This is a genomic window from Streptosporangium sp. NBC_01469 (genome assembly GCF_036227305.1).
In the GTDB taxonomy this organism is placed as follows: Bacteria; Actinomycetota; Actinomycetes; order Streptosporangiales; family Streptosporangiaceae; genus Streptosporangium.
The window spans coordinates 3,947,676-3,968,672 of the sequence record NZ_CP109465.1 but is presented as its reverse complement, the minus strand read 5'-3'; the positions used below and the strand labels follow the sequence as shown (position 1 = coordinate 3,968,672).

Below are 20,997 nucleotides of genomic sequence, written 5' to 3'. Positions count from 1 at the left end.
CGGCCGCTACTCGCGGTCGTCGGCGGTGGTGCGGCGCCGCCTGACGAGGAGGAGGATCCCGGCTCCGGCCACCACGGCGGCGACCGCCGTGACGGCCAGGATGACGCCGTTCCCCGAATCTTCGCCGGCCGGGGCCGCGGGACGCTCCACCGCCCGCAGGGAGTAGACCGGCCAGTAGCCGCTCCCGCCGTACAGGATGCCCTTGTCCTCCGGGATCGGGGTGATGGAGGCGATCCTGTCCTTGCGGTAGCCCTCCAGGTTGTTGGGGTAGTAGAGCGCGATGACGGGGGCCTCGGTGTAGAGCCGCTCCTGCATCTGCTTGATCAGGTCGACCCGCTTGGCCCGGTCGAGCTCGGCCAGCTGTTCCTGGTAGAGCTTCTCGAACTTGTCGTCGCAGAAGAACGACTCGGTGCCGCCGCCCTCGCCGCTCGCGGTGGGCCTGCGGCTGCACAGGTGGGTGGCCAGAATCTCCTCGGGGTCCGGGTTGACCGACCAGCCGCTGATCGCGATGTCGTAGAGCGCCGTGCCGCCCGTCTCCTCGGTGAACTTGTTGGAGTCGAGCTTGCGGGTGGTGATCTGGATGCCGACGTCCCTGAGCCAGCCGGTGAGGAACTGGGCGAGCTTGTCCTCGACGGGGTCCTCGGTGTGGATGCTGAAGCGCATCTCCAGCTTGCGGCCCCCGCCGGGCATGGTCCGGATCCCGTCGGCGCCCTTGGCGTATCCGGCCTCGTCGAGGAGGCGGTTGGCCTCGGCCGGATCGAAGGTGACGGCCTTGTCGCCCTCGGCCCTCCAGAAGAACTCCTGGTACATCGGCGGGATGATCGAGCCGTCGGCCGGGACGGCGAGCCCGTTCTGCACCTGCTCGACGAGGGTCTTCTTGTCGATCGCGTGGTGGATGGCCCGGCGCACCCTGGCGTCCTTCAGCGCGGGGTGCCCGTCGCCGATCGGCTCGCCGCCCGCCGTCTCGGCGCCCGGGTTGAACTGCAGGTAGCTGGCGCGGCGGCCCGGGGTGTTCCACTGCACGAGGTTCGGGTCGCCCGCGAGGGCCTGGAACTGCGGGGGTGCCAGCCGGCCGATCCAGTCGACGTCGCCCTTCTTCAGCCCGGCGTTGGCCGCCTCCGGGTTCTCGTAGAAGACGACGTGCAGTTCGTCGATGGCGGGAGCGCCGCGCCAGTACGACGGGTTGGCCTTGAGCTTCACGTAGTTGTTCTTGCTGTGCTCGACGGCGATGTAGGGCCCGCTGCCGACGGCGGGGTAGGTCTCGTTCTCGAAGGTGCCGATGTCGGGAACGCCCTCCCACACGTGCTTGGGCACGATCGGGATCGGCAGCTCCAGCATCGAGGCCTGCGGCTTCTTGGTCTTGATGACCAGGGTCCGGTCGTCGGGCGCCGTCACAGTGTCGAAGTTCTCGACGGCGGGGCCGTTCGCCGTCTTCGCCGCGTCGTCCGTCATGATCTTGTTGAAGGTCCACGCGGCGTCCCCGGCGGTGACGGGCTTGCCGTCAGACCAGGTGGCTCCGGCCCGGATCGTGAAAGTCCAGGTCAGCTTGTCCGGTGACGTCTTCCACGACTCGGCGAGGTCGGGGCTGGGCTTCAGGGTCTTCGAATCGGGCACCGTGAGATAGCCGTGCGTCCAGCGGTGGATCGACGTCGAGATCAGCCGGACCGCCAGGAACGGGTTCATCGAGTCCATGCTCTGCGTCGCGCCCAGCCGGACGATCCTCTTCTCCGGCTGGGGCGCCCGCGCGGCCGAAGCCCGCAGGGCGGGATGCGCGGGAAGCCCGATCACCCCGGATCCGGAAGCCCCGGAAGATGACGCGTGTGCCCCGGGAAGGACCGCCGTCGCCAATGCCATCGACAGTCCCAGGCTCAGCGCCACCAGACGCGCACCCGTTTTGAGCATGCCGTACCCCCACCTTCGGATCGGTGACTCCCTGACAACGAAGGCTCACCATACGAACGACGTGTGTCAACGAGCGGTGGAAGATTGTTTCACTCTCGTTTTATTTGGCGGCATTATTTTTCAGGCCCCCCGCCACAAACTCCCACAAAGGGGATTTAAAACCAGAAATGGGATACCGCAACGCGCGGAACCAACCGGTCGGTATGGACGTGGTCATCGGGGGTACGGCATGCTACAGAACATGACTCTGTTCTCAGTGGAAGGCAAGACCGTCGTCGTCACCGGCGGATCCCGGGGAATCGGCCGGATGATCGCGGCCGGGTTCGTCGACGCGGGAGCCACGGTTTACATCTCCTCGCGGAAGGCGGCCGAGGTCGGCAAGACGGCCGCCGAGCTGGGGTGCACCGCCATACCCGCCGACCTGTCCACGGAGGACGGGGTCTCCGCGCTGTTCGAGGCGGTCGCGGAGCGGGAGTCCCGGCTCGACGTGCTGGTCAACAACGCCGGGGCGACCTGGGGGGCGCCGCTGGAGGAATACCCCGAGCAGGCCTTCGACAAGCTCTGGGGGATCAACGTCAAGGGCGTGTTCTACCTGACCCAGCGCTTCCTGCCGCTGCTGCGCGCCGCCGCGACCCCGGAGAGCCCGGCCAGGGTGATCAACATCGGCTCGGTGGACGGCCTCCGGGTGCCGACGATGGAGAACTACGCCTACTCGGCGGCCAAGGCCGCCGTGCACATGCTCACCCGGCACCTGTCCCAGCGGCTCGCCAAAGAGTCGATCACGGTCAACGCGATCGCCCCGGGGCCGTTCGAGTCGAAGATGATGGCCTTCGCGCTCGACGACCCGGCGACGCGCGCGGCGGTCGCCTCCCACGTCCCGCTGGGCAGGATCGGCAGCCCCGAGGACATGGCGGGCACCGCGATCTTCCTGTCCTCGCGCGCCGGCGCCTACCTCACCGGGGCCGTGATCCCGGTCGACGGCGGCATCTCCGGTCACGCGTAGACCCCACCGGGCCGCTCTCCGGTCACGCATAGGACCCACCGGACCGCTCTCCGGCCGCGCGCAGGACCCAGCGGACCGCTCTCCGGTCACGCGTAGACCCCATCGGGCCGCGGGACTCTCCGCTCACGACCAGATAATCGGGATCCTGGGTCACAAAAGTCTCAAAAGCACCATTCGTAACACAAGTGTAAAATTTTATCTCTTGCCGTCATTTCTTCCAGATGACAGCTTTACCTCATGCTGAAGCGTTTCAAGGTGATGGCACCGGCCGTACTGGCCGTCGCCATCGCCCTTCCCGCCGGAGCCGCCCAGGCGGATCCCACTCCGGCCGCACCCTCCGTGACCACCTGTGACGCTACCCAGACTCCCCCGGCGTACAACGGCAAGGTGCCGACGCCGAAGAGCGTTCTCGGCTTCGAGCTCGGCGAGCGGGAGGTCACCTCGGCCGAGTCCGACACCCTGCTCACCGCGATCGACAGGGCCAGCGACCGGGTCGTCTCCGGCACCCTGGCCACGACCGCCGAGGGACGCCCGCTGAAGTACGCGATCGTCGGCACCTCGAACAACATCAGGAACCTGCGCGCGATCGAGTCCTCGATCAAGCTGCTGCGCAACCCCCTCACCCCCGCCTCCGCGGCGAAGGTCCTCGCCAGGAACACGCCCGCGATCCTGTGGATCGCCGGAAACGTGCACGGCGGCGAGGAGAGCGGCACCGACGCGGCCCTGCGGACCCTTCACGACCTGGCCGGCCGGGACGACTGCGCGGCCAAGCGCATTCTCGACAACGCCATCGTGGTGATCCTGCCGACGCAGAACCCCGACGGCCGCGAGGCCGACACCAGGCGCAACGCCTACTCGTTCGACATGAACCGCGACTGGTTCGCGCGGACCCAGCCGGAGACCGACGGCAAGATCGAGCTGATGCGCAAGTATCCGCCGCAGCTCTTCATCGACGCCCACGAGATGGGCGGCACCGAGTTCTTCTTCCCGCCGAACGCCGACCCGTTCTACCACGACATCGCCGAGCCGGCGATCGACTGGATCAACAACACCTACGGCGCCGCGATGATCGGTGAGTTCACCGAGCGCGGGATCCCGTTCTTCAACCGCGACGTCTACGACATGTTCTACATGGGCTACGGCGACACGGTCCCGACGACCGGGTTCAACGCGGCGGGCATGACGTACGAGAAGGGAAGCTCCTCCCCGATCGCCACCCGGGCCTTCGAGCAGTGGCTGACCCAGTGGGTCTCGCTCTCGGCCGCCGCCGCCAAGAAGACCGAGATCCTCACCACCTGGCACCGCATGTACGCCGACGCGCTCAAGCAGGGCCTCGACGGCAAGCTGGAGCCGAACCAGGTCTACAACCCGGGCAACGAGGTCATCACCCAGGTTCCCGACCGCAAGGTCCGCCACTACTTCCTGCGCGCCGACGACCCGGCCAAGAAGGCGGAGACCGACCTGATCGTACGGCGGCTCCAGCGCATGGACGTCCAGGTGTTCAAGCTGGCCCTGCCGCTCACGGTCAAGGACTTCAAGGCGTACGGCAAGCCCGAGGCGAGGACCACCCTGCCCAGGGGCACCTACTGGATCCCGATGGCCCAGGGCCAGAAGCACTGGGTCCAGGCCATGCTGAACGAGGACACCTACACGCCGTTCCCGTACTTCTACGACGTGACCGCGTGGAGCATGCCGCTGCTCGGCAACGTCTCCGGCGGATCCTCCGGCCAGGTGCTGCTGCCCCTCGCGACGCCGGTCCAGCCGGTGGACGCCCCGTCGACCAAGGTCACCACCTCCCGCAAGATCGGGGTCCTGCAGCTGTCCGGCGGCGCGGCGCAGAACGCCGCCGAGTCCTCCGGCTGGCTCCGTCACCGCCTCGACCGCGACTGGAAGCTGCCCTACACGGTGCTCACCCCGGCCGACGTCGCCGCGGGCAAGCTCACCGGGCTTGACGTGGTCCTCGTGCCCGACGGCTCCGCCAACTCGGCGAACACCGCCCTCGGCGACGCCGGGCGCGCGGCACTGCGCGACTGGGTCAACGGCGGCGGACGGTACGTCGGCTGGGCGGGCGGCACCCAGCTCGCCGTCCTGGCCGGTGTCTCCGGCGTGACGCTGACCGAGCCGACCTCGGACGTCCCCGGCACGCTCTTCCGCACCACCGTGGCCCAGGGTCCGCTGAGCAAGGGCGTCGGGTCGAGCGTGATGCAGTTCTACGCGTACGACCTGATCATGCGCGCCGCCAACCCCGCGCACGTGGTCTCCTCCTACCCTGCCGCGAACTCGCCCGACTGGTACCAGTCCGGTTTCGCGCTGGGCGCCGAGGAGCTCGGCGGGACGGCGGCCGCGGTCGACGAGCCGGTGGGCAACGGTCACGCGGTGCTGTTCGCCGCCGACCCGAACTTCCGCGCCTTCACCGACGGCACGATGAAGATCATCTCCAACGCGATCACCGCCGACCTGCCGTCCGCCTCCGCGCGGGCGCGGGCGCTCGCCCCCGCCCCCTCCCAGGCCGCCGCGGCCATCCCGGACCGCGGATCGCCGATCCGCGTCACGGTCCCCGCGTCCGACCGTGACAAGGTCACCGCGGCTCTGAAGGGCTTCGGCGCCACCTGGACCGAGCAGCCCGCCACCGGCGGAGCCGTCCGGTTCACGGTCGCCAACCCCGAGGAGCTCGACCTGCACGAACACCCCTGGGCCCGGAAGCTCCCCGGTGCCCTGCGCACCGCCGGGGTCTCCCCGCTCGCGGTGGTGATGCCGCAGTAACAACCGCACGGCGCGCGTCCCTCCCCCGGGACGCGCGCCGTCGCGTCTGTACGGGTCCGATCGGCGACGGCGCCGGACGCGTACCGCAGGAACCTGTACGGACCGCCTCGTACGAACCGCCTCGTACAGACCGCCTTGTACGGGACGCCTTGTACGGGACGTCAGAGCGTCTCGGCCAGGGCACGGGCCAGGGTCGCGGCGGCGCCGGGCGCGTACCGCAGGAACAGGTACGGCTCGGTGAGCTCGACCTCGATGAGAGCCGGGCTGCCGTCGGCCAGGCGGACCAGGTCCACGCGGGCGTAGAGCACCTCGGGGAACTCACCGAGCACCCGCTCGGCCAGGGCGATCTGGTCGGGCTCGGGGACGCGCAGCTCTCCGTGGTCGTTCCCCTGCCCCGGCTTGGTGGCGCTCTCCACCAGCATCGCGTTGCGCCGGATGGCGTGACTGAACCGGCCGCCGAAATACAGCAGCGAGGTCTCCCCCTCGGTCTCGACCATGTCCAGGTACGGCTGGATCATCGCGGTCCGCCCCCCGGCGGCCAGCCGGGCCGCGTGGGCCTCGGCCACCTCCCGGTCCCCGGTCCTGATCGTGTCGCGGGCCCCGGCCGAGATGGAGGGCTTGACCACGTACTCGCCCAGGATCGGGAAGTCCACGGCCTCACCCGGCGCGACCCAGTAGGTGGGAATGAACGGCACGTCCAGGTCCCGCAGGTAGGTCTTGTCGGTGTTGCGCTCCAGCACGGCCGCCGGATTGAGCACCCGCGTGACCGCCTCCGTCCGGTAGGCCCACGCGAGGAACTCCGCCCGCCGACTCACGTAGTCCCAGGGCGTACGAACCACGACGGCGTCGAACGCGGCCCAGTCGACCCCGGGGTCGTCCCACCGCACGATCTGCCCGGTGATCCCCTCCTCGGCCCACGCCGCGACGGCGACCTCCTTCTCGTCGTCGAGCCCGTCCGGGTCGGCGAAGGTCACGTACGCCACGGAAACGCCCATGAAAACCCCCTGCGTCAGCACCAAATAAACAGAAGGCACCTTACCTAGAAGCGACATATCGGGCTATGGGCCGGATGTCGCATATTTACGGCCCGTGCGGGTCGATGCCGTGCGGGTCGATGCCGTCGCAGTCCAAGGCCGAGCTCTACGCGGCGATCCGACACGATGTGCGGGCCGGGATGTCGATCCGGACTGTGATGCGATCCCCCGGCGCGCGGTCAGCCGAAGCCGCTCTTTCGCCGTGGCGCTACCGCCATACCCTGGGAAGGCTCATTTCTGGCCGGGACCGTCCACCACCTTGGACTCCAGCCAGGCCGTCAGCGTGAGCGGCGTGCCCGCCTTGATGACGAGGTTCGGGACGCCGGTGTGGTTCGTGGTCCGATCCTTGACGGTCACGCCGTAGGTGCCGAGGAAGCGGAAGTCGACGGGGTCGAGGATGAGGTCGTAGCGGGCCCACTCACCGGTGTAGCTGAACGCGACCCCCCGCCTGCCGTCGGCGTCCGCGACGTTCTCGGTGAAACTCACGCCGGGGATCGTGGCCAGGCCGCGAAACAGCGCCGCCCGCACCTCCGACGGGAGCGCCTGGGTGCCCATGAGCTGGTAGACGGCCTGGAAGAGCCGCTGATCCATGGAGGGAAGTGGCCCGGTTGCCGACACCATGCGCATGTCCTCCAGCTTCTGGCGAATCTTCGCGAGCACCCCCTCCGGGGTGATGGGCTGATCGGCCAGATCGGCCGCGCCGAGCCCCGGGTGGTTGCGCTGCACGAGCAGCTTTCCGTTGATCAGGGAGGCCTCCTGCTTGCCGTCCACGCTGGTCCACCGTTCCCAGACCGCGCGCTTGGAGACGTCCACGCCATAGCCGCCGTCCTCGGACTGCGGCGCCTGGAGCTCCCTGATGTACAACCACTGGCCGGGATTCGGTACCTGCCCGCGGTCGTCGTAGGCGGCCCGCGCGGCCCGCTCGCCCAACTCCTGCACGCTCGCCACCGAGACCGCGCGCGGCTGGTCGCGTACCACCACCACGCCGGCGCCGACCACCGCGGCCAGTGCGCCGGCGATCACGAGCCGCCGGCCGAGCCGCGGCGCACGCCACAGCCCGCTGCGGGGCTCGGGCTCGCGCGCCGCCGCCAGCAGCCGCGCCCGAGCGGTGTTCTCCACCCGCGCCGTCATCGGCGGGGTGTCCCGTCGGAAGTCCTTGATCGTGCTCATCACAGCTCCTCATCTCCCAGTACGGCTCGTGCCTTCTTTCTGGCCCGGTGCAGCCGCGACCGCACGGTCCCCAACGCGATGCCGAGCGCCTGCGCGACCTCCTCGTAGCTGAGGTCCTCCCACGCCACCAGCAGCAGCACGTCGCGGTCGCCGCGAGACAGCGACGCCAGCGCCCCCGCCAGCTCGCGTTCCCTGTCTCGCGCGGCGACCCTGCTGACCACGGTGTCGGCCACCGGCTCCGGCAGCGGATCCACACCGGTACGGCTCAGCGCCCGCAGCATCCGCTCCTCCTGGCGCCGGTGCCGGGCGATGAGCGTGGTGGCGATGCCGTACAGCCAGGGGCGCGCCAGCGGGAACGACTGGTCGTACGAGTCGCGCCGCCGGAACGCGGCCAGGAACGTCTCGGCCACGATGTCGTCGGCTGCCTGTGTGCCGATCCGCCGTGCGGCGTACAGGTGGATCTGCCGGGCGTACCGATCGAACAGCGCGGCGAACTGCTCTGGATCGTCCGCGGATCGCCTGATCAGCTCGGCGTCGTCGAGTTCGGCCGTCTCAATGGTCAACGGCCCTCCTTAGTGAGATCGGTTGGTCGCCCTGCTGTCTCCCGCAGACCGCAACCAGGTTCTCGATCCGGAGGAAAACGTGACGCACGGCACAGTGCCGTCACTCCCTCTCCGACCGTTTGAAGCACCGGCAGATCCGCGACCGGACGTTCAACGGCATTGAGGTGGCGATGGTCCCGCACGCCGAGCACAGCTTCGACGACGGAACCCAGCGGTCGATCTTCCCGAAGTGGCGGCCATACCGTTTCGCTTTCCAGCCGCCCGGCGGCTGCCTCAACGAGGTACGGGTCTACGTCGATGCCGGTCACCCGGCCGCCGCCTAGCCGCCTAGCCGGTGCAGGCAGCAGAGCGGCGCTGTGGCCGGACCCTGTATCGACGTCCAGCACGTCCGCACGCATCCAGGAAGGCAATCGGGACAACTCCGCCTCACGGATATGATCTATGACATTATCCGCGAGGCATTGAACCTCTCACCAAATGGAGCGACACACGTGAGTGATACGCAAAACACCCGAAACAGCGATGACCTCCTGGTAGCGGTGGAAGCGCTGGAGAGCGTGCGCGACCGCTTCGACAGCTCCATGCCCAACGCGATCACCGCCGACATCGCCTGGGGCTAGCCTGGCCGAACAGCGAGACCGTGGCGCTTCACCACCACGTCTAAGGCTGGCTTCGCAGGACGGTAACGGGGCCGCGCCGCCGAGAGGTTGCGCGGCCTCCCCCATCCGGAATCACCATCGTTCCCACATCAGGAGGAGCAGTGGACCACAGGTTGGTCACCGGTATCGAAGAGGCGTTGGGGTGGGACGGGCCAGATCATCTCGGCGCCCGGTTCGCCCGGGGCAGCCTCCGCGACCCGGATCTGGCCACGCGCATGCTCTCCCCCACCCGGATCCTGGATCTGGTGATGCGCCGGAGCCTGGGAAGTCCGCAGATCCGCTGCTTCCGGGACGGCCAGGAGCTGCACCCCGGCAAGTACTTGAGCCATGACATGAACAGCCCCGGCCAGGCCATCGGCATGGTGAACATGCGCTACCTCGGGAATCTCCTCCGAGAGGGCGTGACAATGGTTCTGGATCGGGCGAACGTCTTTGACCCCACACTCGAAGTGGCCTGCCGGGCCATCCAGTGGTGGTCGGGGGAGCGGGTCACGGTCAACATCTACCTCACCACGAACGGCGCGGACGGCTTCGGCCTGCACTGGGACGATCACGACGTCCTGGTCGTCCAGCTTTCGGGCGAGAAGGACTGGGAGGTACGGGGCATGTCGCGGGCGGCACCGCTCTACCGCGATACCGCTCAGAACAACGAGCCCAGCGAGGAAACCATCTGGGCCGGCACCATGAACGCCGGCGACGTCATGCACATCCCGCGCGGCCACTGGCACCAAGCCGGCCGCAGCGGCCGCGGCTCAGGTCACAGCCTGCACATGACGCTCGGGTTCACCACGCGGACCGGAGCGGGCTGGCTGTCCTGGCTCACTGACTGGTCTCGGGAAAACGAGCTCTTCCGTCGCGATCTGGACCGCTCGACCAACCCGGAGCAGCACTCCGCGCTGGTCGAAGCGGCCGTCCGGCTCGTCGAATCCCGCAGCCCCGCGGACTTTCTGGCGGCCCGGGAGCAGGACGTCGCCCCGCCCCGGCACGTCCCCTTCCTGGAGACCTTCGGACAGATCGCCTCCGTCGTCTGCGTCAGTGAGTTCCGTCCCCAGCTCCGCGATCACGGCCAGACGGTCGAGGTGCTCGCGTCCGGGAAAAAGCTCACGTTCAAGGCCAAGGCCCTGCCGGCCTTGCGTCTCCTGCTGAGTGGGCATCCGGTGCACCTGGAGCGAGCAGCCGACACGGTCGGAGCCGAGGTGCACCAACTGGCCGAGATCTTGACGAAGGAAGAGTTGTGCGCGACCCTCACTCCCGAGTTGGCCGCGGGCTACACCGGTCTCGTTCTGAACGCCGCCTCCTGACCGGAGCGCTGGAACTCGGTCTCCATCGCCGGCAGCTCGTCGGCGATGGCGTCAGAGATGGGCAGACCGGTGGCGGCCTGGTTCCAATCCCATTGGCCGCAAGGGTTGACCTCCAGGAACCAGTATCGGCCCTCGTGGTCCACCACGAAGTTCAAGGCGCCGAACCGCAGCCCCAAATCACGCATAAGGGTGAGCACATCGGCCCGGACCTCGGCCGGAACTTCGGTGACCGCATATCTCAGGGAACCGTGGTCAGCCCGCCAGTCCTCGTGTGCGGTGGCGCTGTCGGCGTGGACCTCAGCGCGAAGTGCCAGGGGATCACACCAGCGATCTGGGCACGCGGCCGCCCCTGAACCGGCCCGGTCCACCGTCCGCGGCGTGTCGAGAACCCGACACCGCGCCTTCACCGCGCCCCGCCCCGGCCCGGGAGGTACAGGCATCGAGTGTTCTACGACTGCGCCCCGATGACTTGGACCCGGACCCGCCCGCGATCGGCTTCACCACTCTCGCCGTGGCTGCGTGGGCGATCAGGACAGGTTGGCGGGGAGTGGCTGAGGACGTCGGCTGCGCCACCACGGCACAAGCTGGACGACGCCGAACGCGACCTCGGCGATGAGGAACAGCCACAACAGCCGCGTGGCGCCGTGGGCCAGTGCGTATGCCTGCCATGCCGCGAACAGCGTGCGCGCGGCACCGTCGAACAGTCCGTGCACCGGTAGTGGCCTGACGATGCGTAGAACGGCCCAGACGACGACGACCGAGCCCATCAGATTCGCGAACAGGGTCTGCATCGGGTCGAGTGCCGGCATGACGCCCAGGCCGAACGCGCCACTCAACGACGACAGCGCACCATGCAACAGCGCGTACGTCCACGGCGTCGCGAATCCCGCCGTGACGACGAGGTCGTACCAGGCACTGGCACGTACGGCGCGAAGATAGGCGGGGCGGGAAGGGGTGAAACGGGGGATCACGACGAGCCTCCTTGCTGTTCTCACGGCAACGACGCCTCACGGTAAAGGGTGGAGTACGCTCCAAGGTCAAGTCCCGGAATCCGACGGAGGGTCATGCGCATCGGAGAACTGGCCGCCCAGGCGGGTATGACCAGGGACACCATCCGCTTCTACGAGAAGGTCGGCCTCGTCGCAGGTCGACGGCTGGCCAACGGTTACCGCGACTTTCCTCCCGAGGCGGTGGCCTGGCTGCACTACGTCCGCACGGCGCAGACTCTCGGATTCTCACTGGCAGAGATCGCACGGCATGGCGAGGAACTGCACGACGCGCCGGACGCCGCGAAAGCGTTGTCCGCGCTGTTCGAGGAGAAGATCCAGATCGTCGACGCGCGCATGGCCGAACTCGCCGCCCTGCGGACCGAGCTCACCGCGCGCGTCGGCACCGGATGTCCCTTGCGGGCGGCCGACCAGGCCGGCTGAGCACCCGGCAGAGCCCTACGGGTCGGCCCTGTTACCGCGATGCCATCTTCGCCGTCTACAACATCTGATCAACATGCCGGAACTGGACATAGTGAATCAACGCCGGGGCCCTGCTCGTAGGGGCGATGAGGACCAGCATCGCCGTCTGGGCCAGCGGAGTCGGCGAGATGTTGCAACCCCTCGCAGGGGCGATGAGGACCCCAAGGTAAAGTCGCAGTTCAAAGGGCCTGTAGCTGCGGCCGATCCTGGGGAAATTGCAGTGAACCTCTGGTTGTGCAGAATACCTCGGAGGTTCGCTGCAAAATCCATGATCACAAAAATGGATCGAGGGTGGCCGATCTCGTCTAGGGATCGGACACAAGCTTAATCCAGCAGGGAAATTCTTCCACGGCGCACACAACTGCTGATTTGGGGGCAGCATAGTCACGAGGTGCGCGAAGAGGCCGACCGTAACTTGGCCGGGCACCCTGCGGCCTCCATCGCAAACAGCGATGTCAACCATGGGTTGGCGGGCTAAACCAGGTCGTTGAATTCGCCGCTCTTCACTCCGCCGAGGAAGGTGCGCCATTCCGTAGGAGTGAAGGCCAGGGTTCCACTGTTGGGGTTCTTGGAGTCGCGAACCAGGAACGTCTGACTTGGATCCGCTTTGTGCCCGCTGACATCGTTCACGACGCCGACTTGGACGCAGTCGGCGCCGTTGGCGCTCAGGCTGCTCGTGCGCCACACGGCGTGCGGATGCTCGAACGCAGTCATCCCGCAACTCCTTCCGTCGAGTCGACGATCACAGCTCGTCGGCAACGGCGGCGATAAAGGAGAGAGACTCCTCGACCTCGTATGCCGTTACGCGAAGGTGATCAAAAGCAAGTGTATAGCGGTGAACGTCCCTTTCGTCCTCTACCCAGAGGTTGCTGGTGAGCGTCTCGACGTACACAACGTCATCGTCATAGTGGGCCGGAAAGCTGAGGATGGAGAAGGTCCCCGCTGTTGCGGGATGGGCGCCGGAGACGAAGGGGAGGACCTGGATGGTGACATTGGCGGTTCGGCTCAGCTTCATCAGGTGGTGGCACTGGGTCCGCATGTCCTCCGGAGAGCCCACCCTGTTTCGAAGTGCGGCCTCGCTCAGGATGATCCAGTAGTCGAGAGGGGAGGACTCTCGGCCGAGAAGCCGCTGGCGGGTTTTGCGGGCTTCCACCCGGCGTTCGATTTCACCCCGGGGCACGAGGTCCATGAGTCCGGCGCGAATGACAGAGCGTGCGTACTCATCGGTTTGAAGCATTCCGGGAACGATCTGCGCGGAGAAACCCCGGATAGACGTGGCTTCGGCTTCGAGGGCGATGTAGGCGGCGAGTTCGGTGGGCAGGGTGTCGCCGTAGGCGTCCCACCACCCTTTGAACCGTGAGTTACGCGCCAGATCGACAAGGGCCTGCCGTTTGCCGTCGGGGACGGCGTAGAGATCGAGAAGTGCCTGCAGGTCCTTGGACTGGACGCGCCTGCGGGCCGTCTCGTAGCGGCTGAGCTTGGAGGGGTCCCAGCCCAGCTGCTTGGCCGCTTGGTCGCCGGTGAGACCTGTCACCTCGCGCAGGCGTCGCAACTCACCCGCGAGCCTGCGGGTTCGTATGGTGGCCGGCTGCTCGGCGCTCACGATGGGCTCCCCTTGCGTTGAGATCGCTTCAGTCTGCCGTCACCCAAGATGTCGGGCAAGCGAGACCGAAGATCCTCTCCGACATTTGTGCTGGCAATATTGTCAATCATATTGCCAGCTAACTCAGAGTGCCCACATGATGTCAGTGCACCAAGCGTGGATCGGGCCACGCCCCAGGTGAGAGCCCCAGGGGTTCTACACCTGCGATCTGACAGCGCTACTGAGCTGACGATCACACCCGTGGAATCTGCCGTGTGTCAGCGAACTCCGGAGCCGAGCCATGGACGTGCGTGATCCGCAACAAGAGCAGTACATCCATCTCGTACGACTCGGCTGGGACCTGCGGGTTCTCGGGGTGCCCACCTCGCTCGTCGTCCCCGCCACCGGACCGCCGGTCCTGGAGCTCATGTCCACCGCCGAGGTGCGGGTCCGGGTCCAGGTCACCCGCCGCGCCTGTGGCTGGGCCTTCGTCTGGCGTCCCTGGTGGTCGGTGCTCTGGCGGCGCGGCGAATGGGTATGGGCCGAGGCGGACAACGCGGCCGACATGATCGTCTCGGCGGTGGCCGGATGAGCGCGGACGAGCAGGCCGGTCACCGCGCGTCGGACACGACGATCGAACGCTGGGACGGGCTGTGCGTCGTGGGGCAGCGCGACTTCCCCGGCGTCCCGCAGTCGGCGGGGGCCGCCCGCAGGTGGGTACTGGAACTCCTGGACGGCCACACGGCCGCCGAGACGATGGAGACACTCGAACTACTGGTCAGCGAGGTCGTCACCAACGCGATCCTGCACAGCGACTCGGCCGGCCCCGATGGGCTGGTCACGGTCCTTGTGGGCCTCGGCGGAGATGTGATCCACATCGAGGTGATCGACGACGGCTCGGCCACCAGTGTGCCCGCGATCCGGACGGCAGACGGCGAGAGCCTCAGCGGTCGCGGCCTGAGCTGGGTGAACCTGATGGCGAGCACGTGGGGCAGCAGCCAGGACGACGAAGCGGGCGGGGCCGTCTGGTTCCGGCTCGCGACCGGTCACCCGTCGGGCCATGGCCCCCTTCCCTCTCGGTAAACGCTGCCCTGGTAAACGCGGTCGGCAAGGCCACGGTGGCCTACATGGTCGAGATGCGCTCCGCGACCGCTGACGACATCGGCCACAACGGCATCACCTCACCTGAACGCGGCGGCGGCCCGCTCAACCGTGAGCACACCGAACCCGATCGAGATGGCCACCCGCCTCAACGCGATCCGGTACGGCGACAGCCCGCCCGAAGTCCAACAGACGCAGGAGTTCGGATTTTCGGGTGAGCCGGAGACTTCGGAGACCGTTCTCAGATCGCGGCCAGGTCCGCGGTGACGTTCGCCGCCGGTGTGCTCCGTGCCTGGTTCCAGGAGGTCCCGGCCCAAAGGTGCAGTGTCTCGGCGTCCCCGCGGGCCGCCGCGGCGCGACGCAGCGGCGCCGTAAGGTGGTGGACCTGCGGATAGGCCGCGGGTGCCCGGCCGGAGTACTCCGTCATGAATCGGTTGACCAGGCCGCGCGCCGGACGTCCGGTGAAGGCTCTGGTGACGGCGGTACGCGTGAAGCGGGGATCGGTCAGCGCCGCACGGTGGACCACGCTGGTCCCGCTCTCGGGGCAGAGCAGGAAGGCGGTGCCCGCCACGGCCGCGACCGCTCCCGCGGACAGGACCCGGGAGACGTCGGCGGACGAGGCGACACCGCCGGCCGCGACGAGGGGAAGCCGTGACACCTCTCGCACCTGGGACAGCAGGCGCTCCAGGCTCATCGCCTCGACGTCCGCATTGGTGAACGACCCGCGATGGCCCCCCGCCTCCTCCCCCTGGACGCACAGCACATCGGCCGCCGAGGCGAGCCGCGCTTCGGCCGCCGACGTCACCGTGACCATCACAGTGGTCCCCCGGTGGCGAAACGCCTGGATCAGCTCGTCCTCCGGACAACCGAACGTGAACCCCACCACCGCGGGCGGATCCGTCAGCAGATCCGCGACCTTGGCCGTAAAATCGTCGTCGCCCCCGCGCGGGACTCCCAGAGTGGCGCTCAGCAGCCGCGCCTCCCCCTCGATGACCCGCGCATAGGCGTCGATCTCGGCCTGATCGACCTCGTCGGCCGTAGGCATGAACACATTCACCCCGAACGGACGGGACGTGAGCTCACGCGTCCGCTCGATCTCCTGGCGTGTCTGCGCGGCTGTCTTGTAACCGGCCGCGAGAAACCCCAGGCCGCCCGCTTCGGACACGGCCGCGGCCAGTTCGGGAGTGGACGCCCCACCGGCCATGGGAGCCTGCACGACCGGCAACCTGAACGACCACGGCACCGGATCGGACATCGGATCCTCCTCCCCCAGCGCCCTCGCGGCCTGACCATCGGCGCCGCAACAGTGAACGGGACCGGATGGCCACACCACAGGCGATGTCTCCCTCAGTCCCTGGAAGGCTATGCCACCGCGGCGCCACCTAGCTCCAGGTCAGGCGCCTGGCAGTGCTTTGTCAGGTTGTCGCTGCTGAGTTGACGTGTCCTGATTCCTCTTCTTGGTCTGGCCCAAGCTTGCTCATCATCCTCTGTAGTCACTTGCATTCCGACAAGTACCGAATAGAGGTTCGACCAATGCTGCCAGTTCCGTTCACTTCTGAGGGCGGGGAGAACTGAGGACTGGACCAGCCTCCGATCATTCGCGAAGGCATGCCGATCCTGATCGATGAGGACCTGGTCCTGGAGGAGTCCGGACAGTCACGGCCATCAGTCGTGGCAAACGGATGGCTGCGCGAGCTGCCCGTCAGCGGTGCCCCGGCGCCGTGTACGTGGCGGGTGTATGCCGAGGTGTCGAAAAGGACCCCGGCGATCCGCTGATGCATCTGCATACCGGGGTGCTGGCCTGGCAGGTCGGGCTGCGGGAGATCAGCCGGTCCCTGAGACCAAAAATCAGGCCCACGTTGGAGCGCGCGGTCGCCGAGCTGGGGTTGGAGGAGTATGGGGCCGTCAGGCACTGCTCGTTCCCCGGGCCGACAGCGTGGGCTCTCCCGAGCCGGAGCTGATCGCCTGGACCGAGCCGATACTCAATCGGCAGGTCTATAGCCTGACCTCGATCATCATGACCGCGACGATCACGGTCACGGCGGCGATCAGCGGCATGCGGGGCAGCGAACTCATGGAGATCGCCGTGGGCTCCCGGCGCGAACCGGTGGAGGTCCCCGGTGGTGGGTGCCGGTTCCGGCTGGCCAGCAAGGTCGTCAAGGGGCGCGTGTTCGGCGGGCAGCCAGACCCGGTCCTCCGCTCGGGGCGGCGTCACCAGGGGTGAAGTAACCGTGAGTGATTGGTTCCATCATCTGGTAGAGAGCCTGAACCGCATCGTGGCTGTCCATCGGCCCCGTGAGAAGACCGCTGCCCCAGACGACCGCGGAGCGCTATGGATTCGCACCTTGATCAAGGATACTGCCAGAAGGCTTTGACCTGGGCTTTCTTGCTACTTTGCGGCCGGTGACGCCGCCCCGAGCCGGTGCCGGCCGCCTGGGGCATCACCACCGAGGGGAAACCCGTCTTCATCGGCCTGTCGGCCGCCGCAGCCGAATCGACCGACGCCTGGCACGACTTCCCGACCGATCTGGCCTAACGAGGGAAAAGACCATTCGTCCCTGGAGGCATCACCGCGCTGAGGCCCCTGCGGCTGTCTCTGGCCGAGATCCGTCGTGTTCTGGCCCGGCTGTTCATCCCCGCGGCCAATGCCATCGATCATGACCTGGCCTGGTCGGACTTCCGGCGGCTTCACCAGATGCGTGCCCTGATCAGCCACTATCGAAGGCGCGGCGACCCACTCCCAGCCGACCCACGAATGTAGTACCTGGCCCCAGATATTCGCCGTAAACCCCGTGGGAGGACTACAAGCTGGAGAGCGAAAGCCATTACAGGCTGGAGAACTACAACAGCCGGAAGGCTCTCGACCGTTGGGACGAAGGAATGTACAGCACCGGTCGGTGCGGCAGGGTGATGCAGTTTTCCTACACCGGGCAGGACTGGCAGAAATGGAGGTATCGAAGGTACTGGAGCGCGCACTACGGTCGAGATTTCATAATGTGGATTAACAAATACGGTTGCAACGGCGACCCGTATCATGACGTCCTTTCGGCGGACATCGAGGACAGCGCCCTGACTTTTCTGCACACCGAAAGTCACTGCAACGACACCACCTATGGAATACCCACACACTGCTACTGGAAGAGAAACGGAAAGTAGCGGGGGAAGTCTGCCACGAAGATGAAGGGCTCGCCTCGGTCCCCGACACCGCGTGATCCGTCGAGTCCGTCCCGCCCTCTCCGCGCGAACCTTCAAAATCCACGCGTGAAGCCCCACCAGGACGGTCCGCGCGAACGAGAAACGTCATTCACCAATTTTCCGGCACAGAGATCACAGAGGTGAGTCCAGATGACATCCATGCGGCGATTCAAAAGACCGAAGCCGGCAACTCTGGTGCTTTGCGCCGTTCTGGGCGGAGTTCTCGTTGGCTGTGGCACCGAAACCCAGGCGGGCGGCTCCGCCGGGAGGACCGCGGCTCCACCGGCTTCGACACCGGGTCTCTCCGCCTTCCCCTCACCCACGGGACCGAGTTCGACTCCCCAGCCCAGGGTGATCGACGAACCGGTGCTGGGGGACATACCCAAGATTTCCGACAGCGGCAAGATTCCCATGCCGCTCGACCCGTACATGAGCTCGATGAGGGACCTGAAGACCATCGACGTGGCCCAGGAGGCGGCAGCGGCGGATTGCATGAGGGCTCTGGGATACACCGGGTGGACCGCCAACATGCTGCGCACGTGGGACGAGGAGAGCTACAAGGAGTTCGACTTCTTCGAGTACATCGACCCGGAAGAGGCGGCGAGATCAGGTTATCCAAAGCCTCCGGCCGACTCGACGCTCAAGATGACCGACGGCGAGAAGGCCCCGAAGAAGTCTCCCACCAGCCGGGAGGTGGAGGCCTTCGAGGGAATCAGGACCGGGACGACCACTGACCGCGCTGTCCCGCAAGGGGGGTGCCTCGGGGAGGGGCAGAGAAAGGTCCGCGACGAGGCGCTTCCGGTCGACGCCCGTTCCCTGGCCGTCGATTCACGAAGGTCCGCGATGCAGGACAGCCGGGTGAAGGCCGCACTGGACTCCTGGCGATCCTGCATGCAGAAGAACGGCCTGCAGCACCAGGACCCCGTCATCCTGCGTTTGAACCCCCTGTGGGTGTCCCGTAAGGCCGGTACGCCGGCAGATGACCGGGAGAGGCACACGGCCGCCGTCGACGCGCGATGCCAACAGGAGGTGAACATCGTCGGCGTCTACAAAACCGTGCGAGCCGCGTACGAGACCCGGCTGGTGGACGCCAACAAGAGCAAGCTGATCCAGAAAAATGCGATCTTCGAGGGCTGGGTGAGAAACGCGGAGTCCATCCTCGCCGGAAGGTAGCGAACCCTCCAGGCATGGGCCCCGCGGTCGGACATCACCACTCCGGACCCGGACGACGCCGGTATGCGCGCCGCCGGGCGGCGGTGAGCGACGTCCGCCGTGAGACCTTCGGATGCCGTTCGGTTCCCTGCTCGGCGGCCTCATCCTCCGACCGCCTCGAATGACACCTTGAAAGGATGGAGAAATGGATCCGCGTTCAGGGCGAAAAGCCAAACGCATGCTCTTCACGCTCGTGGCGCTCGTGACAGCCGCGACCATCGTTCCGGCGACCTCGGCGCAAGCCGACGGAATATATCGGTGGAGGAACCAGGCCACCAACGGATTTCTTGAGATATGGCTCTCGTCTCTAGACGACCTTGCCAAAGTCATCACCTGGGACGGGCCTCCGTCAAACAACCAGGCGTGGATGGACTTTAAACTCGACAACGGTTATTACAGTCTGACGAACTACAACAGTGGAAAAACGCTCGACCGCTGGGACTCGAGATCCATCGACTCCACGGGAGGATGCGGCCATGGAATTCAGTATCAGTGGACCGGCCAGCAGTGGCAGCAATGGAAGTACCGTAGAGTCTGGGACAGCGGCCACCGGCGTGATTTCATCATGTGGAAGAACCAGGCGGGCTGTTTTGAAGACCCGTACCACGACGTTCTTTCCGCGGACGCCGCCGGCGGCATGCACACAACCCTGTACCACACCGAATATTGTGACTACACCGGCGGGCCGTACTGGATCGTCGACCATTGCAAGTGGAAAAGAAACGGGGAGTAAGGATCCTTGAACGCGCCCGGTCGTCGCCTGTCCGCGCATCCCTGAAATCTTTTCGATTCCATACTTCCGGTCACGGCGAACGCGGGGCCCGAGCGTGCCCGCCGTGACCGGACAGCCAAAGCGAACGCCCGACGTGTTCAAACGCGCCTTCGGAATGCGGCCACGCAGGACCTGCTGGGGCGCTGGACCGGCGCATATGCTCTACCTGCCACCGCCAACTGCTTACCCGAAAGGCGACACAATAAAATTAGCTCGACTCAATCTAACGAAGTGCTATTAGACGGGAATTTTGTCCCGCTGGTGGGGGCAGAGGTTGACGATGGCGACCCTCGCTATGTACTCAGACGCATTCAGGTCAAACCCGCTGGTGCCGAGGGCCGCAGCCTCGGCGAAGCCCTTTCCTTCCTCCAGCGCCTTGCATATGTTCCAGCCGAGCCGCCCCAGTTTGTAGGAATCGGCGTCCTTCAGGGCTTTCCGCTGCTTCACCGAGGCCGTGAACACGGCTTCGCGTGCCGACGCCGACGGGTCGGGGGCCGGCGTCAACGGGTCGGGTGTCGGTGTCGGCTCCATGCTTGGTTCGGCGTCATCGACCGTGGGAAACACCTTCGCGAACGTCGGCGTCGAAGCCGCAGACTTCGCCACGGACCTCTCGGCACCGTCGCCTGGCAAGGTGGCCAGGCCGCCCAGTAGGCCAATTATGCCTACCACCGCGATGAGCGCGATGAGCGCGGTGACGATGATGATCGCCACGCTCTTGCCGCTCATCCTGGGCGGCGGAGGTAAGCCTGGCCGCCGTCCGGGTGGCGGACCGATGGAGGGAGGGTGCTGTGGGGGCTGTTCTGGAGGATGCATTTGCGCACCATATGCCCCATGTTTAATGATTCATCCGAAATGCCCTATATGGACACCCGAAAAGGATCATCGGAGCGACCCAAACCCTACTCGGGTGACCACCGTTCTCGCACTTCCCGCATCAGGGCCCGCCGCCGGGACTCACCTAATAGGACTTGGTTGCCTCGGGTAGGAGATGGTATGTCACCTGCGGTGGGGGTGGGAGAAGATGACCCCTCAAGAACTTGAGGCCGTGCGGGCGCGACTGGAGATGTTCGCCGCTGAGGTGTTCTCCTGTTTTTCCTGTGCTGATCAGCGGCGATGGGGTGAGCGGTATGTGCGTGGTCTATTGACCGACGGGGCCAACAAATCGATGGAGACGATGGCGGCCCGGCTGGATGTGAACTGCCAGGGGCTGCAGTAATTCGCATCAACTGGTGTTGGCTGAGCCGGCCTGGCGGATGGACGCGGCGATCGGC

General features: G+C 66.7%; 24 protein-coding genes. 13 read left to right on the top strand and 11 right to left on the bottom strand.

The window, feature by feature from the left end; all coding sequences use genetic code 11:
• Nucleotides 1–6: 6 nt before the first annotated feature.
• Entirely contained in the window at nt 7–1,902 is a 1,896-nt protein-coding gene (locus tag OG587_RS17855) for an ABC transporter substrate-binding protein (protein WP_329091681.1), read from the bottom strand.
• 241 nt (nt 1,903–2,143) lie between these two features.
• Here OG587_RS17855 and OG587_RS17850 point away from each other — a divergent pair, with 241 nt between their 5' ends.
• On the top strand, nt 2,144–2,905 hold the full coding sequence (locus OG587_RS17850; RefSeq protein ID WP_329091680.1) for an SDR family oxidoreductase: 762 nt from the start codon (nt 2,144–2,146) through the stop codon (nt 2,903–2,905).
• A gap of 237 nt (nt 2,906–3,142) precedes the next feature.
• Nucleotides 3,143–5,668 (top strand): M14 family zinc carboxypeptidase, encoded by a 2,526-nt coding sequence (locus OG587_RS17845; protein ID WP_329091679.1) that lies wholly within the window; start codon nt 3,143–3,145, stop codon nt 5,666–5,668.
• A gap of 161 nt (nt 5,669–5,829) precedes the next feature.
• Here the strand turns inward: OG587_RS17845 and OG587_RS17840 are convergent, their stop codons facing one another.
• From OG587_RS17840 to OG587_RS17825, 4 genes are all read right to left on the bottom strand, one after another.
• On the bottom strand, nt 5,830–6,663 hold the full coding sequence (locus OG587_RS17840) for an ATP-grasp domain-containing protein (RefSeq protein ID WP_329091678.1): 834 nt from the start codon (nt 6,661–6,663) through the stop codon (nt 5,830–5,832).
• Between the two features lie 270 nt (nt 6,664–6,933).
• Entirely contained in the window at nt 6,934–7,872 is a 939-nt protein-coding gene (locus OG587_RS17835) for a CU044_5270 family protein (RefSeq protein ID WP_329091676.1), read from the bottom strand.
• Nucleotides 7,872–8,435: an RNA polymerase sigma factor gene (locus OG587_RS17830; RefSeq protein ID WP_329091674.1), complete on the bottom strand. Its 564-nt coding sequence runs from the start codon at nt 8,433–8,435 to the stop codon at nt 7,872–7,874. The genes OG587_RS17835 and OG587_RS17830 overlap by 1 nt, the downstream gene beginning before the upstream one ends.
• Nucleotides 8,436–8,535: 100 nt before the next feature.
• Nucleotides 8,536–8,712 carry a zinc ribbon domain-containing protein gene (locus OG587_RS17825; protein ID WP_329091672.1) on the bottom strand — a complete coding sequence of 59 codons (177 nt, stop codon included), beginning with the start codon at nt 8,710–8,712 and terminating at the stop codon, nt 8,536–8,538.
• Nucleotides 8,713–8,926: 214 nt separating this feature from the next.
• Here OG587_RS17825 and OG587_RS17820 point away from each other — a divergent pair, with 214 nt between their 5' ends.
• Nucleotides 8,927–9,055, top strand: coding sequence for a hypothetical protein (locus OG587_RS17820; protein ID WP_329091670.1), 129 nt, complete (start codon nt 8,927–8,929; stop codon nt 9,053–9,055).
• 140 nt (nt 9,056–9,195) lie between these two features.
• Entirely contained in the window at nt 9,196–10,395 is a 1,200-nt protein-coding gene (locus tag OG587_RS17815) for a JmjC domain-containing protein (protein WP_329091668.1), read from the top strand.
• On the opposite strand, the gene OG587_RS17810 is transcribed toward OG587_RS17815, so the two are convergent.
• Nucleotides 10,362–10,580, bottom strand: a complete 219-nt coding sequence (locus OG587_RS17810) for a hypothetical protein (protein WP_329091666.1) — start codon at nt 10,578–10,580, stop codon at nt 10,362–10,364. The two genes, OG587_RS17815 and OG587_RS17810, sit on opposite strands and share 34 nt — an antisense overlap.
• Before the next feature lie 342 nt (nt 10,581–10,922).
• The gene (locus OG587_RS17805; RefSeq protein WP_329091664.1) at nt 10,923–11,366 is read right to left on the bottom strand and encodes a hypothetical protein; all 444 of its coding nucleotides are present in this window, start codon (nt 11,364–11,366) and stop codon (nt 10,923–10,925) included.
• 93 nt (nt 11,367–11,459) lie between these two features.
• Here OG587_RS17805 and OG587_RS17800 point away from each other — a divergent pair, with 93 nt between their 5' ends.
• The gene (locus tag OG587_RS17800) at nt 11,460–11,825 is read left to right on the top strand and encodes a MerR family transcriptional regulator (protein WP_329091663.1); all 366 of its coding nucleotides are present in this window, start codon (nt 11,460–11,462) and stop codon (nt 11,823–11,825) included.
• A 513-nt stretch (nt 11,826–12,338) separates the two neighbouring features.
• On the opposite strand, the gene OG587_RS17795 is transcribed toward OG587_RS17800, so the two are convergent.
• On the bottom strand, nt 12,339–12,578 hold the full coding sequence (locus OG587_RS17795; protein ID WP_329091661.1) for a DUF397 domain-containing protein: 240 nt from the start codon (nt 12,576–12,578) through the stop codon (nt 12,339–12,341).
• A gap of 28 nt (nt 12,579–12,606) precedes the next feature.
• On the bottom strand, nt 12,607–13,467 hold the full coding sequence (locus tag OG587_RS17790; protein ID WP_329091659.1) for a helix-turn-helix domain-containing protein: 861 nt from the start codon (nt 13,465–13,467) through the stop codon (nt 12,607–12,609).
• Nucleotides 13,468–13,747: 280 nt separating this feature from the next.
• On the opposite strand from OG587_RS17790, the gene OG587_RS17785 reads away from it, so the two are divergent.
• Together OG587_RS17785 and OG587_RS17780 are read left to right on the top strand one after the other, a co-directional pair.
• The gene (locus tag OG587_RS17785; protein ID WP_329091657.1) at nt 13,748–14,038 is read left to right on the top strand and encodes a hypothetical protein; all 291 of its coding nucleotides are present in this window, start codon (nt 13,748–13,750) and stop codon (nt 14,036–14,038) included.
• Nucleotides 14,035–14,529 carry an ATP-binding protein gene (locus tag OG587_RS17780; protein ID WP_329091655.1) on the top strand — a complete coding sequence of 165 codons (495 nt, stop codon included), beginning with the start codon at nt 14,035–14,037 and terminating at the stop codon, nt 14,527–14,529. Before OG587_RS17785 ends, OG587_RS17780 begins: the two co-directional genes overlap by 4 nt.
• A gap of 259 nt (nt 14,530–14,788) precedes the next feature.
• Here OG587_RS17780 and OG587_RS17775 read toward each other — a convergent pair whose 3' ends face one another.
• On the bottom strand, nt 14,789–15,802 hold the full coding sequence (locus tag OG587_RS17775) for a nitronate monooxygenase (protein ID WP_329091653.1): 1,014 nt from the start codon (nt 15,800–15,802) through the stop codon (nt 14,789–14,791).
• A gap of 353 nt (nt 15,803–16,155) precedes the next feature.
• On the opposite strand from OG587_RS17775, the gene OG587_RS17770 reads away from it, so the two are divergent.
• From OG587_RS17770 to OG587_RS17750, 5 genes are all read left to right on the top strand, one after another.
• Nucleotides 16,156–16,323, top strand: coding sequence for a hypothetical protein (locus OG587_RS17770; RefSeq protein WP_329091651.1), 168 nt, complete (start codon nt 16,156–16,158; stop codon nt 16,321–16,323).
• Nucleotides 16,323–16,508: a hypothetical protein gene (locus OG587_RS17765; protein WP_329091649.1), complete on the top strand. Its 186-nt coding sequence runs from the start codon at nt 16,323–16,325 to the stop codon at nt 16,506–16,508. The genes OG587_RS17770 and OG587_RS17765 overlap by 1 nt, the downstream gene beginning before the upstream one ends.
• 56 nt (nt 16,509–16,564) lie before the next feature.
• Nucleotides 16,565–16,771 carry a hypothetical protein gene (locus OG587_RS17760; protein WP_329091647.1) on the top strand — a complete coding sequence of 69 codons (207 nt, stop codon included), beginning with the start codon at nt 16,565–16,567 and terminating at the stop codon, nt 16,769–16,771.
• A 1,322-nt stretch (nt 16,772–18,093) separates the two neighbouring features.
• The gene (locus tag OG587_RS17755) at nt 18,094–18,915 is read left to right on the top strand and encodes a hypothetical protein (protein ID WP_329091646.1); all 822 of its coding nucleotides are present in this window, start codon (nt 18,094–18,096) and stop codon (nt 18,913–18,915) included.
• A 184-nt stretch (nt 18,916–19,099) separates the two neighbouring features.
• A complete protein-coding gene (locus tag OG587_RS17750; protein WP_329091643.1) occupies nt 19,100–19,687 on the top strand; it encodes an RICIN domain-containing protein in 588 nt (195 codons plus the stop codon).
• 276 nt (nt 19,688–19,963) lie between these two features.
• Here OG587_RS17750 and OG587_RS17745 read toward each other — a convergent pair whose 3' ends face one another.
• The gene (locus tag OG587_RS17745; protein WP_329091641.1) at nt 19,964–20,437 is read right to left on the bottom strand and encodes a hypothetical protein; all 474 of its coding nucleotides are present in this window, start codon (nt 20,435–20,437) and stop codon (nt 19,964–19,966) included.
• Between the two features lie 310 nt (nt 20,438–20,747).
• On the opposite strand from OG587_RS17745, the gene OG587_RS17740 reads away from it, so the two are divergent.
• The gene (locus tag OG587_RS17740) at nt 20,748–20,942 is read left to right on the top strand and encodes a transposase (protein ID WP_329091640.1); all 195 of its coding nucleotides are present in this window, start codon (nt 20,748–20,750) and stop codon (nt 20,940–20,942) included.
• Nucleotides 20,943–20,997: the final 55 nt, after the last annotated feature.